The sequence below is a fragment of the Demequina lignilytica genome, assembly GCF_030418305.1.
Lineage (GTDB): Bacteria > Actinomycetota > Actinomycetes > Actinomycetales > Demequinaceae > Demequina > Demequina lignilytica.
This window is the reverse complement of the sequence record NZ_JAUHPX010000003.1, coordinates 342,221-359,185: the sequence shown is the minus strand read 5'-3', so window position 1 is coordinate 359,185 and position 16,965 is coordinate 342,221. Positions and strand designations below refer to the sequence as shown.

At 71.2% G+C, this 16,965-nt stretch carries 13 protein-coding genes, 1 tRNA gene and 1 other RNA gene; 7 read left to right on the top strand and 8 right to left on the bottom strand.

The genetic code is table 11. The features are described 5' to 3' along the window. Positions 1-45 precede the first annotated feature (45 nt). Together QQX10_RS07060 and QQX10_RS07055 are read left to right on the top strand one after the other, a co-directional pair. Entirely contained in the window at positions 46-2,022 is a 1,977-nt protein-coding gene (locus tag QQX10_RS07060) for an amidase (protein WP_301121943.1), read from the top strand. A gap of 59 nt (positions 2,023-2,081) precedes the next feature. Continuing rightward, entirely contained in the window at positions 2,082-3,143 is a 1,062-nt protein-coding gene (locus QQX10_RS07055; RefSeq protein ID WP_301121945.1) for a DUF998 domain-containing protein, read from the top strand. A gap of 1 nt (position 3,144) precedes the next feature. On the opposite strand, the gene QQX10_RS07050 is transcribed toward QQX10_RS07055, so the two are convergent. Further along, a complete protein-coding gene (locus QQX10_RS07050; protein WP_301121947.1) occupies positions 3,145-4,848 on the bottom strand; it encodes a SulP family inorganic anion transporter in 1,704 nt (567 codons plus the stop codon). A gap of 245 nt (positions 4,849-5,093) precedes the next feature. On the opposite strand from QQX10_RS07050, the gene QQX10_RS07045 reads away from it, so the two are divergent. Further along, a complete protein-coding gene (locus QQX10_RS07045) occupies positions 5,094-6,086 on the top strand; it encodes a LacI family DNA-binding transcriptional regulator (protein ID WP_301121949.1) in 993 nt (330 codons plus the stop codon). Positions 6,087-6,117: 31 nt separating this feature from the next. Here the strand turns inward: QQX10_RS07045 and QQX10_RS07040 are convergent, their stop codons facing one another. The 5 genes from QQX10_RS07040 to QQX10_RS07020 all read right to left on the bottom strand — a co-directional run bounded on the left by QQX10_RS07040 (position 6,118) and on the right by QQX10_RS07020 (position 11,572). Continuing rightward, positions 6,118-6,807 (bottom strand): YesL family protein, encoded by a 690-nt coding sequence (locus tag QQX10_RS07040; RefSeq protein WP_301121951.1) that lies wholly within the window; start codon positions 6,805-6,807, stop codon positions 6,118-6,120. Positions 6,808-6,815: 8 nt separating this feature from the next. Next, the gene (locus QQX10_RS07035; protein WP_301121953.1) at positions 6,816-8,177 is read right to left on the bottom strand and encodes an arabinan endo-1,5-alpha-L-arabinosidase; all 1,362 of its coding nucleotides are present in this window, start codon (positions 8,175-8,177) and stop codon (positions 6,816-6,818) included. A gap of 1 nt (position 8,178) precedes the next feature. Continuing rightward, entirely contained in the window at positions 8,179-9,117 is a 939-nt protein-coding gene (locus tag QQX10_RS07030; RefSeq protein ID WP_367281262.1) for a carbohydrate ABC transporter permease, read from the bottom strand. A 16-nt stretch (positions 9,118-9,133) separates the two neighbouring features. Beyond that, positions 9,134-10,093: a carbohydrate ABC transporter permease gene (locus tag QQX10_RS07025; RefSeq protein WP_301121955.1), complete on the bottom strand. Its 960-nt coding sequence runs from the start codon at positions 10,091-10,093 to the stop codon at positions 9,134-9,136. 66 nt (positions 10,094-10,159) lie between these two features. Next, positions 10,160-11,572 carry an ABC transporter substrate-binding protein gene (locus tag QQX10_RS07020; RefSeq protein ID WP_301121957.1) on the bottom strand — a complete coding sequence of 471 codons (1,413 nt, stop codon included), beginning with the start codon at positions 11,570-11,572 and terminating at the stop codon, positions 10,160-10,162. Between the two features lie 393 nt (positions 11,573-11,965). Between QQX10_RS07020 and QQX10_RS07015 the strand changes: the two genes are divergently transcribed. Genes QQX10_RS07015 through arfA form a run of 3 tightly spaced genes read left to right on the top strand, consistent with a single transcriptional unit; the run spans position 11,966 to position 15,858 of the window. Further along, the gene (locus tag QQX10_RS07015; RefSeq protein WP_301121959.1) at positions 11,966-13,273 is read left to right on the top strand and encodes an alpha-galactosidase; all 1,308 of its coding nucleotides are present in this window, start codon (positions 11,966-11,968) and stop codon (positions 13,271-13,273) included. Beyond that, the gene (locus QQX10_RS07010) at positions 13,270-14,319 is read left to right on the top strand and encodes an arabinan endo-1,5-alpha-L-arabinosidase (protein ID WP_301121961.1); all 1,050 of its coding nucleotides are present in this window, start codon (positions 13,270-13,272) and stop codon (positions 14,317-14,319) included. Before QQX10_RS07015 ends, QQX10_RS07010 begins: the two co-directional genes overlap by 4 nt. Positions 14,320-14,358: 39 nt before the next feature. Beyond that, the gene (gene arfA, locus QQX10_RS07005; RefSeq protein WP_301121963.1) at positions 14,359-15,858 is read left to right on the top strand and encodes an arabinosylfuranosidase ArfA; all 1,500 of its coding nucleotides are present in this window, start codon (positions 14,359-14,361) and stop codon (positions 15,856-15,858) included. Positions 15,859-15,907: 49 nt separating this feature from the next. Here arfA and QQX10_RS07000 read toward each other — a convergent pair whose 3' ends face one another. Beyond that, positions 15,908-16,609, bottom strand: a complete 702-nt coding sequence (locus QQX10_RS07000) for a LytR C-terminal domain-containing protein (protein WP_301121965.1) — start codon at positions 16,607-16,609, stop codon at positions 15,908-15,910. 30 nt (positions 16,610-16,639) lie between these two features. Next, a tRNA-Ser gene (locus QQX10_RS06995) sits at positions 16,640-16,727 on the bottom strand. A gap of 67 nt (positions 16,728-16,794) precedes the next feature. Here QQX10_RS06995 and ffs point away from each other — a divergent pair. After that, positions 16,795-16,891, top strand: an RNA gene (ffs, locus tag QQX10_RS06990) — signal recognition particle sRNA small type. The last annotated feature ends 74 nt before the right edge of the window (positions 16,892-16,965 follow it).

The following is a 16,965-nucleotide window of genomic DNA, read 5'->3' as shown; positions in this document are numbered from 1 at the left end:
ACCGGGGTGAAGGATGAGGCACCTGGGCGCACGGAAGGGATGATGATGCGGACGATCGATGTGGTCGAGATGACCATCGCCGAGATGAGGGCCGCCCTCGCGGCGGGCGAGGTGACCAGCGTCGACCTGGTCTGCGCGTACCTCAACCGCATCGCGTACTACGACCGCACCGGCCCCTGCCTGAACGCGATCGCCGTGCTCAACCCCGACTGTCTCGCGGATGCCGCCCAGTCCGACGCGCGGCGCGCGCGCGGCGAGGCCGGCCCCCTCGAGGGCATCCCCTACACGATCAAGGACAGCTACAAGGCGAAGGGGCTCACGGTCGCCTCCGGCAGCCCGGCGCTCAAGGACCTGGTCGCCACCGACGACGCCGCGACCGTGGCGCTGCTGCGCGGGGCCGGCGCGGTGCTGCTCGGCAAGACGAACATGCCGCCCATGGCGGCGGGCGGCATCCAGCCCGGCGTCTACGGCTACGCCCGCAGCCCGTACAACCCCGACTACATCACGGCCGCCTACGGCTCCGGCTCGTCGAACGGCTCGGGCACCTCGACCGCCGCCTCCATGGCCGCGTTCGGCATGGCGGAGGAGACCGTCTCCTCCGGCCGCTCCCCCGCCTCCAACAACGCCCTGGTCGCGTACACGCCGTCGCGCGGGCTGATCTCGATCCGCGGCAACTGGCCCTTGCGCCCCACCTGCGACGTGGTGGTCCCCCACACCCGCACGGTCGAGGACCTGACGGTGCTGCTGGAGGTGCTCGTGGCCGAGGACCCCGACACGACCGGCGACTTCTGGCGCCAGCAGACCGCCGTGGCGCTCCCCCGCCCCGAGGACGTCATGCCCAGGCCGCTGGTCCGCGAGCGCCCGACGCGCCTGGAGGGCCTGCGGATCGGCGTGCCGCGGATCTTCATCGGGGAGGACGATGCGCCGCTCGAGCCCCCGGTCATCCGGCCGAGCGTGCGTGCCCTGTGGGACCGGGCGGCGGACGACCTCCGCTCCCTGGGCGCCGAGGTGGTCGAGGTCGGCTTCCCCGCGTGGGAGAACTACGAGGAGGATCGACCGGGCGCCCAGGGCCTCGCGTCCCGCGGCCTGGTGCCGCCGAACTGGCGCACCATGGAGGGCGGCCCGGTCACCGCGATGGTGCTCGACCAGTTCCTGCGCGTGAACGGCGACCCCGACCTCGGCACCTGGGCGGACGTGGACGGCGACTCCGTGTTCCCGATCGAGGACGCGCTGTGGCCCGTGTGGATCACCCGCGCTCGCGGCGGCTTCGACTGGCAGCGGCTGGCCGAGCTGGTCAAGGCGGGCGTGCCGTCGTCGTTCGACGAGGTCCCCGGCTTCGACCACCTGCTCACGGGCCTCGAGGAGGCGCGGCGGCAGGACTTCGAGCGATGGCTCGACGACGAGGGGCTGGACCTCATCGTCTTCCCCGCCGCCGGCGACGTGGGCCGGGACGACCTGTTCACCCGTCCCGAGAGCCTCGCCCATGCGTCGCGGAACGGCGTCGTCTACTCCAACGGCAACCGCGTGATCCGCCACCTGGGCATCCCCACGGTGACGGTCCCCATGGGCTTCATGGGCGACACCCAGATGCCCGTCGGGCTGACGTTCGCGGGACCCGCCTACCGCGACGACGTGCTGATCGACCGCGCGCATGCCTACGAGCAGGCGACCCGGCACCGCCTTCCCGCGTTCCTCACCCCCGGCCTGCCCAGCGATCTGATCCCGGCCGCCGCCCCGGGAGGCCGCGCGCCCGACCCGACCGCCGCATCGTCCGCCGCGCACTCCGTCGCGATCGCCGCGGGCGAGGCGTTCTGGGAGGTCACGGTGCGCGTGGACGACCCGGCCGAGGGCGTCCAGGTGTGGGCGGACGGCCACATCCTCGGGCCCGTCGAGGGCGCGCCGGGCACCTTCGCCGGGCGCATCTCGCGGCGGCGGGCGCGCCTGGTCGAGGAGGTCATGGTGCTGGTCAAGCCCGGCCGCGGCGTTGCGGCGTACAGCCTGGCCCCGCTGCCCTCGGCCTGAGACACGGCGCGCGCCTCGTCCCCCGGCGCCGTGGGGACCGGGCGCACTATCCTCCGAGGGTGAGCACCTCGCCGGCCTCCTCGGGACAGCCCATGTCCACGCGCGTCAACACCGCGACCGAGCTCACCGCGATGGGCCTCGGTGCCGTCGCCTACACCGCGGTCGCCGGGATCGCCCTGCTGGTGTTCGGGTTCGACGACGCGCCGATCGCGGGCGAGGGGTCCGTCGGCACGTACGCGGCGCTGGCCTCGGCCGTGGCGACCATGCTGGCGTTCGCCGCCGGACGCTACGCCCTGCACCTGCGCGGCGGGCCGCGCATCACCGGCGCGCTCGACGTCATCGACGTCGCGGTGCTCGCCCTCGCGCACGGCGTGATCGCCCTGCTCGGATGGACGCTGGTCGCGCGCATCATGGCGGAGTCGTTCATCGACGCGACCGTGTTCTGGCTCCCGATCCTCGCGCTGAGCGGGGCGGCCGCCGCCGTCTCCGCCTACGTCGCGTTCCTCTCGGCGACCCACCTGGACGCCCAGCTGCTCGCGGTGGTGCTCGCGACGTTCCTCGTGCTGGGCATCATCGCCAGCATGCTCACGGCGAGCGATCCGCACTGGTGGGAGGAGAACCTCAGCTCCCTGGGCATCACGTCCGACCTGTCGGCGCTGGCGTTCAACCTGACGCTGATCGTCGCCGGCTTCCTGCTGACGGTGCTCGCCCGCTACGCCACCCGCGCCATCCCGACCGCGGAGGACAGCAGCGTCGGCCGGGTGCGGCTCACCCTGATCGTCATCGGCGTGTTCCTCGGCTGCGTCGGCATCTTCAAGGTGGACACGCAGTTCTGGATCCACACCGCGGTGGCGTCGGGCATGGCGATCGCCTTCGCGGTGCTCACCATCCGGCTCAAGGCGTGGATCCCGGGGATCTCCCGCGCGTTCCTCCCGGTCGGCTGGCTGTTCTTCGGCGTGATCTTCGTGCTCGCCGTGATGTTCGCGATCGGCTACTACACGCTGACCGCCGTGGAGCTGGTCGCCGGGGTGCTGATCTTCGCGTGGATCATCCTGTTCCTGCGGACCGTCGGCGCGCTCGACGCCGACGTGGGCCGCGACGAGGCGCTCGCCGAGTCCTGACTCACCCGTCGAGGTCCGTGCGGAACTCGCCGGTGATCGCGTCGACGGCGGCGCCGACCGTCGGGTACACGCGCTCGGCGCCGAACCGCTCGGCGTAGCCGTAGCGCGCGAGCGTGTCGCGGACCGGGTCCTTGATCTCCGCGAGCACCAGTGCGACCCCGTGCCGCGCGAGGTGGTCGTCGAGCTCCACGAGCTGCTCGACCGCGGTGGTGTCGATCGCCGTGATGGGCTCGGCCGCGAGGATCACGGTGCGCACGTCGGGCCGCTCGGCGACCCGTTCGCGGACCCAGTCGTCGAACGACTCGCCGTTGGCGAAGAAGAGCGGGGCGTCGAAGCGGACGATGACGATGCCGGGCAGGCGCCTCCCCGTGGTGGGGTAGCGAGAGAGGTCGTGATAGCCGCGCAGGCCGGGCACGCGGCCGAGCTCGGCGCGGTACGGCCGCCACGAGCGGCGCACGAAGGCGAGCAGCGACAGCACGATCGCGGCCGCGATGCCCTCCAGCACGCCGACGACGAGCACGCCGACGAAGGCCGCGACCGACAGGGCGAGGTCGAGCCGGTCCATGCGCCACAGCCGCGCCATCGCCGGTGCGTCGATGAGGCTGAGCGCGGCCGCCACCACCACCGCGGCGAGGGTCGCGACGGGCAGGTATCCGGTGAGGCCGGGCGCCGCGAGGATGAACAGCACGATGAGCGCGGCGCCCACCAGCCCCGTCAGCTGCGAGCGCGATCCCGCCTGCTCGGCGACGGGGGTGCGGGAGGAGGAGGCGGAGACGGCGAAGCCGCCGAGGAGTCCTCCGGCGACGTTCGCGGCACCGATGCCGATGAGCTCCTGGCTCCCGTCCACCGACTCGCCGCGGCGGGCCGCGAGCGTGCGCGAGAGCACCGCGCTGTCGGTGAACGCGACCAGCGCGATGCCGGCGGCCGGCACCACCAGCGCGCCCACGTCCGACCACGCGAGGCCCGCGAGCGCGGGCGCGGGCAGGCCCGGGGGCAGCGCGCCCACCACCGCGAGCGAGCCGTCCCATCCGAGCGCCCAGGTCGCGACCGTGGCGAGCACGACCACCACCAGCACGCCCGGCACCGGGGACCGCAGCCGCCGGAGCACCAGGATCACCGCGAGCGACCCGAGGCCGAGCGCGGCCGCCAACGGCACGGCGTCGCCGTCCGCCACCGCGGCGACGAGCGCGACCGCGCGGCCGCCCGGACCGGACGCCTCGAGCGTGATCCCGAGCAGCGCGGGCGCCTGCGACAGGATCACGATCACCGCGATCGCGTTGAGGTAGCCGACACGCACGGGCTTCGACAGCAGGTCCGTGACGAAGCCCAGGCGCAGGACGCCGCCGACGAGCATCAGCAGGCCCACCAGGATCGACAGCAGGCCCGCGAGGGCGACCGCGCGTCCCGGGTCGCCGGCCGCGAGCGGCAGGATCGACGCCGCGATGATCGGCGCGAGGGCGGAGTCCGGACCCAGCACGAGGATGCGGGAGGGACCCACCAGGGCGTAGACCACCAGCGGGACGATCGTCGCGTAGAGGCCGGTCTCCGGCGGCAGCCCGGCGACGCGCGCGTAGCCCATGCCGGCCGGGATCAGCAGCGCCGTGACGATCAGCCCGGCCCGCAGGTCGGGCCACAGCCACGCGCGGTGGTAGCCGCGTGCGACCCGCACGCCCGGGACCCAGCGGGCCACCCACCCTGACTCCATCGTCGGCCTCCCCCTCCATCCTTCCGCAGGAGGCGCCGACGCGCCGCTGCGGTGCCCGCTGACCTGCCGCGATAGACTGTGCATCGTTGTAGATCGGGCGCCGCCACCGCGCGTACGCGACCGGGCCCCAGGGATCTGGCATGCTTCCCTGGAGGGCCGCGGGCACGGCGATGGCGCGTCGCCGGACCCGTCGATGAGGAGGGCACGAGCACGTGAGCGGAAGCCGATCGCACGGAGCTGTCACGATGCACGACGTCGCGAAGCTCGCGGGCGTCTCCGTGAAGACCGTCTCGAACGTGGTCAATGACTACCCGCACATCCGGCCCGCGACGCGCGAGAAGGTCGAGAAGGCGATCGCCGAGCTCGACTACAAGATGAACATCTCCGCGCGGAACCTGCGTCAGGGCCGCACGGGCATCATCGGTCTCGCGCTCCCGGAGCTCTCGCTGCCGTACTTCGCGGAGCTCGCCGACTCGGTCATCCGCGCGGCCGAGGCGCGCGGCGTGGTGGTGCTGATCGAGCAGACCGGCGCGGACCGCCAGCACGAGCTCGAGGTGCTCACCTCGGAGCGGCGCCAGCTCACCGACGGCCTGATCTTCTCGCCGCTCGCGCTGGGCCCCGAGGACACCGAGGCGCTCAAGGTCGACTACCCCCTGGTGGTCCTCGGCGAGCGCATCTTCGGCGGCGACTGGGACCACGTCACCATGAACAACGTCGAGGCGGCACGCGCGGCCACCCAGCACCTGATCGACCAGGGCCGGCGCCGGATCGCGGTGATCGGCGCCCACGCCGGGGAGACGATGGGATCCGCGGCGCTCCGCCTGCTCGGCTACCAGGCGGCGCTGGCCGCGAACGGCATCCCGATGGACCCGTCGCTGGTGGTCGAGGGCGGCCTGTGGCACCGCGCCACCGGCGCGGACTGCACCACCCGCCTGCTCGAGTCCGGCACCACGGTCGATGCGATCTTCGGTCTCAACGACGCGCTCGCGCTCGGCGCGCTCCACACGCTGCACGCGCGCCGGATCGACGTGCCCGGCGAGATCGCCGTGATCGGCTTCGACGACATCGAGGACGCCTCGTACTCGTCTCCCACGCTCAGCACCATCGCACCCGGGCGCGAGCAGATCGCCGCGACCGCGGTCGAGCAGCTCGTCGCCCGGATCGGCGGCGACGGCGAGCCGTTCCGGCGCGTGGTCTCCGACTTCGAGGTGGTCGAGCGCGAGTCCACGCGCGTGTGACGGCGCCCCGCCGAGGCAGGGGACCGCGCGCTCAGGCCTGAGCGGTCCGCGCGTCGACCTTGTCCAGCCACCGGTCGACGATCAGGCCGCCGAGCAGCACCGGGATGGACAGCCCGACCAGCAGGAACGCGGGCGGGAACCGCAGGCCGATGGCCGCGATCGCGACCGCCGTGACCACGGTGCCCACCGCCGTCAGCGGCGAGAGCAAGGGCGACAGGGCGACGAACCTCAGCGTGCGGCCGGGTCCGTCGTCGTAGCGCCGCAGCACGTGAGGCGCATAGGCGAGGCAGGCGACCGCGTAGGCGCCCACGGCCACCACCGCGCCGGTGAGGACCGCCGCGAGCGGCCCCTGGCCGTGGGCGAGCAGGACCAGCGCCTCGTACCAGGCGACCACGATCACGGCGAGGAACGGCGCGGTCACCAGGCTCGCGCGGCGCAGCTCCTCGCGATAGCCGCGCCAGAAGTCCCGCCACAGGGCGTCCGAGGGGTCGCCGTCCACGATCCGGCGCAGCAGCGTAGCGCCGGAGGCGAGCGCCGGCCCCAGGCCCACGATCACGAGGCCGAGGAGCGTGCCGGCGACCATCATGAGCTGGATCGCGGCGAGCTGGGCGGCGACGCGGAGCCACACCATGAGGCGTCCCGACCATCCCGGGACCTCGCCGATGTCGGTCGGAGACCCCTCGAGGGGGACCCGACGCCGCTTGTCCTCGCGCTCGGCCATGGTGACCATCATCCCACCGCGCCCTCGGGCACGGCGGTCCCGACCACCACGGTGCCACGCGGGCCGCGCGCCGCGAACGCGAGCGTCTCGCGACCGCGCACCGTGTCCCACGCGGGGAACACGACCGCGTCGACGGGAGCGTCACCGCTCCTGGTGAACCGCCCGCGACCGTGCGGGACGAGGCCGGCGAGCGCGGCATCGTCCACCGTCACCCGGCGCGCCGGCGCGACCTGGTCCGTGGGGCCGCCGAGGTCGACGATCTCCCAGTCGCCGCGCAGCGCGGCGACGTCCGACGGCCAGGCGGCCTCGTCATCGTCCTCATGGCTCCCGCCCCACGGCTGGATCGACACGAGCGGCCAGCCCTCCTGGGTCCAGACCAGCCGCCGGACCTGCACCTCGTGCTGGCGCGGCTGATCGACGAACCGGGTGTGGTGGACCAGGAGCTGATGGCCGGGCTCCGTCAGCACCGACGCGTGGCCCGGGGCCAGCACGCCGCGGCCCCCCTCGAGCTGGTGGCTGGCGAGCACCGTGAGGCCCACCGTCAGCGGATCCGCGTCCAGGTCGGTCATCTCATGGCCGTCCGGATCCACGTACGGCCCGTACAGGTCCTCGGCCACGGCGACCCGCACGTGGTACGTGCTGACCAGGGAGTCGTAGGAGACGATCAGCGCCCACCCGCCGCCGGGCCGCGGCAGGATGAACGGCCCCTCGATCGCGGTGTCCACCGAGCGCGGGCGTCGGGCGATGAGCGTCCCGGGGGACGATGCGGGGGCGCCCGGCGCCGGGGCGTCCAGCGCGAAGCCGGTCGCCGGGTCGATCTCCAGGAGGTGGAGGCCGCCGAAGAACGAGCCGTAGGCCAGGTGGTGCCGGGCACCGTCGATCACGAGCTGCGCGTCGATCGCGTTGTGGCCGTCGCGGTCGTGCACCGTCGCGACCACGATGCCCCGGTCCTCCCACGGGCCGGCGGGGTGCGGGGCGACGGCGAGGCCGATCGCCGAGGTGCGCGAGCCGAACGACGACGCCGAGTAGTACATGCGCCACTGCACACCCGCGGCGGTCTCGACCCGGACCACGTCGGGCGCCCAGAGCCCCTCCGCGCCGGCATGCGCGCGGGCGGGGGCGGGCACGCCGTCGAGCGCGCAGCCGACGAACTCCCAGCTCACGAGGTCCGTGGACCGGCGGATCTGCGCCCCGGAGGACCGGAGCGGCCCGTCGGCGTCGGCATCCGTGGAGAACAGCCAGTAGACGCCGTCGTCGTCCCTCACCGCCGTCGGGTCGTGCGAGTTGCGCGCGCCCCACGTGGCGGGATCAGGGAGTGCTTCGCCCGCGGCCCCGCCGGTGGACGCCGGGGCCGCCTCGATCTCCGTCATGTCAGGTCTTCGATCCGGTGAGGGCGATCGACTCGATGATCTGCCGCTGGAACACGAGGAACACGATGAGGATCGGGATCACGGAGATGACCGAGGCCGCCATGATCAGCGGGTAGTCGCGCTGGGTGGCGTACTGGACGTTCATGTTCGCGATCACCACCTGCAGCGTCTGCCGCTCGGGGGAGTTCAGGTAGATGATCGGCGCGAGGTAGTCGTTCCAGACGAACATGAACCAGAGGATGAACTGGGCCGCGACCGCGGGGCGGATCAGCGGCATGATCATCGACCAGAAGATCTTCCAGTACGAGGCGCCGTCGATCTTCGCGGCCTCGACCAGCGAGTCCGGCACGTTGTGCAGGTACTGCCGCAGGAAGAAGATCATGATCACGTTGCCGAGGATCACCGGGACGATCAGCGGCAGCAGCGTGTCGACCCAGCCGATGCGCGAGAACATCACGAACTGCGGGATCATCAGCGTCGGGAACGGCACCATCATGCCGGACAGCAGCAGCAGGAAGATCGCGTTCTTGCCCGGCAGCCGCAGCTTCGCGAGCGCGAACGCCGCAAGCGCCGAGAACACGGACCCGATCACGGTGACCGAGACGGCCACGATCAGCGAGTTCTTGATTCCGGACAGGACGTAGGTGTCCTGGAAGACCCGCACGTAGGTGTCCCAGACGAACGGGTCGGGGATCCACTCCGGGGGCAGCGCGTACACGCCGTCCTTGGTCTTGAGGGAGGTCGACACCATCCACACGAGCGGCGCCGCCATCACGATCGCGCCGATCGACAGCACGAGCGTCAGGACCAGGTTGACCGCCGGGCTCTCCTGGGTCGCGCCCTTCTTCTGGAACATCCCGCGCTTCAGCTGGGGTGTCGGGTTGCCGGCTCCGGCGAGCGCGCGGGATGCCGCGCGGGCGGAGTTCACGTTGAGGCTCATCGCAGTCTCCTTCGCCTCAGTCGATCGAGAAGTCGTTGGCACGATTGATGCGGAACTGGATGATCGTGACGATCAGCACCAGGATCCCGAGCACCAGCGCCATCGCGGTCGCGTAGCCCATGTTGAGGTTCCTGAACGCCTGGTTCCAGACGTACCAGACCAGCGAGGCGGTGCTCCATGACGGACCGCCCGTCGGGGTCATGATGTTGATCTCCGTGAAGATCATCGAGCCGGCGATGATGTTGGTCACCACCAGGAAGAACGTGACCGGGCGCACCATGGGCCAGGTGATCTTGGTGAAGCGCTTCCACGAGGTGGCCCCGTCGAGCGACGCCGCCTCGTACAGCGAGCGCGGCACGGCCTGCACGGCGGCCAGGTACAGCAGCGTCGAGTACCCGAGGCCCTTCCAGACGGCCATGATGATGAGCGCCGGCTTGGCCCACAGCGGGTCCATCAGCCAGTTGGGGCCCTGGATCCCGACCAGGGCGAGGGCCTGGTTCACCAGGCCGAAGTCACCGTTGTACGCCCACTGCCACAGGATCGCGATCGCCGCGAGGGACGAGATCACCGGGATGTAGTAGACGGTGCGGAAGAAGGTGCGGCCCCGGATGTTGCGGCTCAGCGCCAGCGCGAGCGCGAGCGAGATCGCCAGTCCGATCGGGATGCCGATCATGTAGAAGACGGTGTTCCACAGCGCCTTCCAGAAGTACGGGTCCTGAAGGAGCCTCGTGTAGTTGTCGAGGCCGATGAACGTCATGTTGCCGATGCCGTTCCAGTTGGTCATCGACGCGTAGATCGAGAACCCCATGGGGAACAGCAGGAACGCGACCCAGCCGATGACCGGCGCGGCCATGAAGGCCGCCGCCCACGCGTGCTCCTTGCGATGGAGCTTGTTGTTCGCCTTGCGGGACGCCTTCGCGTCCGCCTTGGTCCAGACGGGGGTGGTCCGCTCGGCCTCGGTCGTGGTCGCCATCATCAGTCCTTCCTCGTGAGGGACGGGGCCGGCGCCGGAGCGCCGGCCCCTCCTCACTCGAGTGTGCTGCTAGCCCTGGGCCTTCGCCTGGTCGGCGGAGATCCACGACTGGTCGAGCAGCTGCTGCATCTCCGGCTGCTTGGCCGCGAGGAAGTCGGCGGCGGTCTGCGAGCCGTTGTCGACCACGTTCTCGATGCCGATCCAGAAGTTGTCGTACCACTGCGGGGTGTAGGTGTAGATCATCGGCAGCGGACGACCCTTCTCCTGCGCGATCTCGAGGAACGCCTTGGAGTTGGAGGGCCAGCCGGAGGCGGCCGCGTCGGTCTCGATCCACTCGCCCGTGGCGTAGTCGATCAGGTTCGGGATCTGCACCTTGCCGTCCGCGAGGGTCTTCTGCGCGTCCAGGTCGGTCGAGAGGTAGACCGCGAGCTCAGCCGCGAGCTCCTTGTTGGCCGAGTTCTCCGACACGCCGATGCCGAGCGAGCCGAGCCAGGTGGCCCAGTCGTCACCCTCGTTGGCGACGGGGTACGGGATGACCTCGTAGCCGAAGTTCTCCGGGTCGTTCGCCGCCTTGTCGTTGTAGGTGGCGATGTCCCACGGGGCGACCGGGAAGAAGCCGATCTCGCCGGCCATCCAGCGCTGGTAGGTGTCCAACGTCTGCGCCTGCTCGGCGGAGGGCGTCACGCCCTCGACCAGACCCAGGTCGGCGAACCACTGCAGCGCCTCGGCGAACTCCGGGGTGTCGACCGTGATGGTCTTCTGGTCCTCCGAGATCCAGTCGGCGCCCGCGCCCCAGATGAAGGCCTGCGAGTTCCACATCACGTTGAGGCCGGTGCCCCAGTGGTCGAGCTCGCCGTCGCCGTCCATGTCGACCGTGAGCTGCTTCGCGAGCTCGGTGAACTCGTCGAAGGTCATCGGCTCGTCGAGGCTCGGGTGCTCGAGGCCCAGCTTGTCGAACAGGACCGTGTTGAAGCCGAACCCGAACGGGCCGACGTCCTTGGGCAGGCCGTAGAACGGGTCGCCGTCCACGCCGCGCGCGCCGGTCTCGATGTTCATGCGGTAGGCGTCGACGCCGAAGCTCCACAGGTTGTCGACCACGGACTGGTCCACGTAGCCGGACAGGTCCGCGAGGACGCCCGCGTAGACGTAACCCATCATGTTCGCCGGGTCGACGTAGAAGACGTCCGGCACCTTGTTGCCCGCGATCGCGGCCTGCAGCTTGGTGTTGTACTGGTCCGCGTCCGTGATGATCATCGTCACGTCGGCGCCGGTCTCCTCCTCGAAGCTCGCGATCGCGGCCTCGTAGGCCAGCTTGTCGTACTCGCCGCCACGGAACATGAAGGTGAGCTCGTTGGGAGCATCACCGCCCGAGGTGTCCGGGTTGTCGCTCGAGTCGCCGCTGGACCCGCCCGAGCTGCACGCGGAGAGCATGAGCGCTCCCGCGAAGGTCACGGCCACCGCCGTGGTCAGCTTCCTGTTCATTACTGCTGCCTCCCTGTCATCGTCGTTGATGAGCTGAGGGTCCAGCCTGAGCCTCCGTCGATCGCCGGTCCTGCCATGGACCGTTGATCGGGACGGGGACCCCGGTCGTCGTCGACCCCTGTCTCATGACGTCGGCACCGCGCCGCCGTCGTTTTACAACGATGGAACATTCGCATGCCCACGGGGCGCCCGTCAAGCGGAACACTCGGGTTCACCACCCCTTCCATCCATCAATTTGCACCTCTGCCAGGCTTTATAAATTTTCTGCAACATTGGCGCAACGCGACGCCGCGTCGACGAGCGCCGGTGAGAGGATCGTCGATGACGCTGTGATCGGCCCCGAGTTTGACGAAAAGAGGGGATCGGGGCGACGATTGCCGTACAACGATGTAGATGGGAGACGCCGCAATGACGCTCGCGCCCTGCCCCCCGATGGGCTGGAACAGCTGGGACTGCTTCGGCACCACGGTCACCGAGGACGAGGTCCTCGCGAACGCACGGATCATGGCCGAGCGCCTGCTGCCCTCGGGCTGGGACACCGTCGTGGTGGATATCGCCTGGTACGACCCCACCGCGCGGTCCCACGGCTACAACGCCGGCGCACTTCTGTCGCTCGACGCGCACGGGCGGCAGCTGCCCGCTCCCAACCGCTTCCCCTCCGCGGCCGACGGCGCCGGCTTCGGACCGCTCGCCGCCCAGGTCCACGCGCTCGGGCTGAAGTTCGGCCTCCACATCATGCGCGGGATCCCGCGCCTGGCGGTCGAGCGCAACCTTCCAGTCCTGGGCACCCCCTACACCGCGCGCGACATCGCCGACCTCACGCGGGTATGCGCGTGGAATCCCGACAACTACGGCCTCAACCACGACCACCCGGGCGCGCAGGCCTACTACGACGGCCAGGTCGCCCAGTTCGCCTCCTGGGGCGTCGACTTCATCAAGGCCGACGACATGCAGGCGCCGTACTACGCGGACGAGATCGAGGCCTACGCACGCGCGATCGAACGCTCGGGGCGGGAGATCGTGCTGTCGCTGTCCCCCGGCACGCACCTGTCGACCGAGCACGTCGCGCACCTGCGGCGACACGCGCAGATGTGGCGCATCTCCGACGACCTGTGGGACCGGTGGGAGGACGTGCACGCGCAGTTCGCGCGGCTCGCGCGCTGGGCCCCGTTCCAGCAGGAGGGCGGCTGGGCCGACGCCGACATGCTGCCCCTGGGGCGCATCGGCATCCGCGCCGAACGCGGCGAGCCCCGCGACTCGCGGCTCACGCGTGACGAGCAGCGCACGCTGCTGACCCTGTGGGCGATGGGACGCTCCCCGTTCATGCTGGGCGGCGACCTCCCATCCACCGACCCCGGCACCCTCGACATCCTCGCCACCCCCGCGCTGCGGGAGGTGCTCGCGGACTCGACCGCGAACCGCGAGCTGCTGCGCGAGCCCATGGACGGCGGGGAGCTCATCGTCTGGTCCGCGCGCTCGACCCGCTCCGACCGGGTCTACGCCGCCGTGTTCTGGACCGGCGACGAGGCTCACGAGGCGCAGGTGCCGCTGGCCTCGATCCTCGGGACCGGCCACGGCACGATCTCGCTCGCGGACCTCTGGGGCGGGGCGTCGTCGCCCGTCCGGGTCAGGGACGGTGCGCTGGTCGCCGCTGTCGCGCCCCACGGCGTCGCCTGGGCCGCCCTGGATCCGGTGCGATGACTCGCCGCCGCACCCTGCTCTTCGGCGCCGCCGCCGCGGTCGCCCTGACGGCGGTCGGCGTCGGGACCTGGTGGTGGGCGCCCTGGGACGAGGCGGATCCCGCCGGGGTGCGGATCGACGTCGACGGCGACATCCGCACGCACGACCCGGCCCTGGTCGCCGGCACGGAGGACCACGACTGGTACGTGTACTCCACCGGAGACGTCCAGAAGGGTTTCGGCTCCCCGCAGATCCGGCGCTCGACGGACGGCGAGACCTGGGAGTACGTGGGCACCGTCTGGGACAAGCCGGACGACGTCGCGTGGGTGTACGAGGAGGTCTCGGGGCTCTCCAACTTCTGGGCGCCCGAGGTCCTGGAGCACGACGGCACCTGGTACCTCTACTACTCCGCCTCGACGTTCGGTTCCAACGCCTCGGTGATCGGGCTCATGACCTCGCCGACCCTCGATCCGGACGACCCCGACTACGGGTGGACGGACCAGGGCCTGGTGTGGCGGTCCACCCCAGGGGAGAGCACGTACAACGCGATCGACCCCGGCGTCATCACGGACGAGGACGGGACGCCGTGGATGGCGTTCGGCTCCTTCTGGGGCGGCATCCAGCTCATCGAGCTCGAGTGGCCGAGCGGGAAGCCGATCGCGGGGGCCGAGCCGGTGATGATCGCCCACCGCACTACCGCCACCAACGCGATCGAGGCGCCCTACCTCGCCTACCGCGACGGGTGGTACTACCTGTTCGTCTCGCGCGACTCGTGCTGCCAGGGCACGGAGTCGACCTACTCGATCGCCGTGGGCCGCGCGGAGACCATCACCGGCCCCTACCTCGACAGCTGGGGCAACGACATGAGGTACGACGGCGGCGACGAGCTGCTGTCCACGCGCGGATCGATGATCGGTCCGGGCGGCCAGTCCTACTCGGACGGCTACCTCGCCCTGCACTACTACGACGGCGACGACGGGGGCGACTTCCGCCTCGAGATCCGCCGTCTCGGCTGGACGGACGACGGCTGGCCCGTCGCCTGGACCGCCGAGGAGCTCGCCGACTAGACCACCGCATCGTCCCCCGATCCTCGAAGGAGAGGCCCCATGACCACCATCACGCTGCACCCCGACTTCCGGCTGGGCCCCGTCGACCGCCGGGTCTTCGGATCGTTCGTCGAGCACCTGGGCAGGTGCGTCTACACCGGGATCTACGAGCCGGACCACCCGACCGCGGACGAGCACGGCTTCCGCCGCGACGTCGCAGACCTCACCCAGGAGCTGGGGGCGACGGTGCTCCGCTACCCGGGCGGGAACTTCGTGTCCAACTACGTGTGGGAGGACGCGGTGGGACCGGTCGAGCAGCGCAAGCCGTTCCTCGACCTCGCGTGGCGCACCGTCGAGCCGAACCTGGTCGGCACGGACGAGTTCCTCCAGTACTGCGAGCGCGAGGGGATCGCGCCGATGATGGCCGTGAACCTGGGCACCCGCGGCATCGAGGCGGCGATCGCGCTGCTCGAGTACTGCAACGGCGAGGCCGGCACGAAGTGGGCCGACCTGCGCATCGCCAACGGCCGCGAGGAGCCCTACGGCGTGGCGCTGTGGTGCCTGGGCAACGAGATGGACGGGCCGTGGCAGATCGGCCACAAGGACGCGCACGAGTACGGCAGGCTCGCCGCCGCGACGGGGCGCGCGATGCGTCAGGTGGACCCGTCGATCGAGCTGGTCGCGTGCGGGTCGAGCTCGATGATGATGGACACGTTCGGCGAGTGGGAGCGCACGGTCCTGTCCTACTGCTACGACGTGGTCGACCACATCTCGATGCACGCGTACTACGAGGAGCTCGACGGCGACCGCGCCTCGTTCCTCGGGTCGGCGACCGCGATGGCGACGTTCATCGATCGCGTCGCCGCCTCCGCGGACGCGATCGGCGCCGAGCGGCGCTCCGACAAGCAGATCACCATCTCCTTCGACGAATGGAACGTCTGGTACCTCGTGAGCCGGTTCGTCGGCGAGACCAACCTGCCGATCCAGAGGGACGCGCCGCGGATCATCGAGGACGTCTACTCGGCGCTCGACGCCGTCGTGGTGGGCGACATGCTGTCGACCCTCATCAACCACGCCGACCGCGTCGCCGTCGGCTGCCTCGCCCAGCTGGTCAACGTGATCGCGCCGATCATGACCGAGCCCGGCGGTCCCGCCTGGAGGCAGACCACCTTCCACCCGTTCGCCACGGCGGCGCGCCTCGCTCGCGGCGACGCCCTGCAGGTCAAGGTCGACACCGGGACCCTCACGACCGCGCGGCACGGCGACGTGCCCGCGGTCACCGCGGCCGCGACCGTCGACCCGGAGACCGGGGCGCTCGCGCTGTTCGTCACCAACCGCACCGACGTGGAGCAGACCGTGACCCTCCGGACCCCGGGCGCCACGGCACGGCTCGACGGCGGGTCCGCGGTGCTCGCGGACCATGTGGGCCCGCGGGAGGGGCGCGAGGCCGCCGAGGCCTACGGGATGGTGGACGCGCTGCCGGTCGCGCAGGAGGGCGACGCGCTCACGCTGCGCCTCGCCCCGGAGTCCTGGACCGCCTTCACCGGAAGCCTCCGCTAGGCGCGGGTCGCCGCATCGTCCGCACCGGCGGGCGGTGCGGCGCTTCGCGTCAGGACGAGGCGCTGGGCGACGGGCTCGCCGACGCGTCGGTCACGGGGTCGAGCGGGCTGTCCGGGAGGTTGCGCGGGGCCGGCTCCGGAGTGACCAGGTTGACCGGCAGGCACTCCGCGTTCGCGGACAGCGCGAGATCGAGCGACAGCTCCGGCGCGAGCGAGCTCCGCAGGCCCGGGTCGTCGACGTACGCGTCGCCCACGATCACGTCGAGGAGCGTGCCCTCGCGGTTGTCGAGCACCAGGTCCACGGCTCCGTCGAACTGACGGGCGAGGGTGTAGGCCTGCTGAACGCCGTCCGCGCCGAAGACGATGCGGATGTAGTCGGAGTACGACCGGCTCCAGTTGCTCGGGTCGAGCGTGACGAAGCCGCGACCGGCCAGGTCCTCCGAGAGGCTGCCCGCGAGGCCGCCGGTGTCGGTGCCGTTGAGCACGCGCAGCGCGACCTCGGTCGGCGTCAGCGGCATGGAGTCGACCGGCGGGCAGACGAGGTTCACGTCGGAATCGAACGCACCCTCGGGCGTCACGAAGGGCTCCGAGAACGGGCCGTCGATCGTGCCCTTGTAGACGCCCGCCGCGAACAGCGCGACGAATCCGGTGGCGAGGACCAGCGCGCCGAACACGATGATCTGACGCTCGCGACGGTGGCGGCGCACCTTCGCACGGCGCCCACCGGGGCGGCCGGCTGCTGGCTGAGTCACACCCACCATCCCGTCGCGGAACACGTCATCTGGCGGAGGATGGGGGATTCGAACCCCCGAGGGCTTGCACCCAACACGCTTTCCAAGCGTGCGCCATAGGCCACTAGGCGAATCCTCCAGGCCCGCCAATGGTACACGGGGTTCAGGCGGGCGACGAATCGCCTCCGGCGCCCGCTAGACTGGTCGGCGACCCCTCACGTGGCGATACCTCGCCCAACTCCCCCAGGTCAGGAATGAAGCAAGGGTAAGCGGGCTCTGTCGGGTGCGTGGGGGGTCCTCTCATGCCCGGGCGCGGGCCGCGCGCACGCCCGGTGGACGGGCGGGTGGCGGTGTCGGAGGCCGCCACTAGATTGGTA

Bases quoted from the DNA above. Each gene is read 5' to 3' on its own strand.
- QQX10_RS07060 (WP_301121943.1), top strand. From the start codon at position 46: ATGCGGACGATCGATGTGGTCGAGATGACCATCGCCGAGATGAGGGCC.
- QQX10_RS07050 (WP_301121947.1), bottom strand. From the start codon at position 4,848: ATGGAGTCAGGGTGGGTGGCCCGCTGGGTCCCGGGCGTGCGGGTCGCA.
- QQX10_RS07045 (WP_301121949.1), top strand. From the start codon at position 5,094: ATGCACGACGTCGCGAAGCTCGCGGGCGTCTCCGTGAAGACCGTCTCG.
- QQX10_RS07040 (WP_301121951.1), bottom strand. From the start codon at position 6,807: ATGGCCGAGCGCGAGGACAAGCGGCGTCGGGTCCCCCTCGAGGGGTCT.
- QQX10_RS07035 (WP_301121953.1), bottom strand. From the start codon at position 8,177: ATGACGGAGATCGAGGCGGCCCCGGCGTCCACCGGCGGGGCCGCGGGC.
- QQX10_RS07030 (WP_367281262.1), bottom strand. From the start codon at position 9,117: ATGAGCCTCAACGTGAACTCCGCCCGCGCGGCATCCCGCGCGCTCGCC.
- QQX10_RS07025 (WP_301121955.1), bottom strand. From the start codon at position 10,093: ATGATGGCGACCACGACCGAGGCCGAGCGGACCACCCCCGTCTGGACC.
- QQX10_RS07020 (WP_301121957.1), bottom strand. From the start codon at position 11,572: ATGAACAGGAAGCTGACCACGGCGGTGGCCGTGACCTTCGCGGGAGCG.
- QQX10_RS07015 (WP_301121959.1), top strand. From the start codon at position 11,966: ATGGGAGACGCCGCAATGACGCTCGCGCCCTGCCCCCCGATGGGCTGG.
- QQX10_RS07010 (WP_301121961.1), top strand. From the start codon at position 13,270: ATGACTCGCCGCCGCACCCTGCTCTTCGGCGCCGCCGCCGCGGTCGCC.
- arfA (WP_301121963.1), top strand. From the start codon at position 14,359: ATGACCACCATCACGCTGCACCCCGACTTCCGGCTGGGCCCCGTCGAC.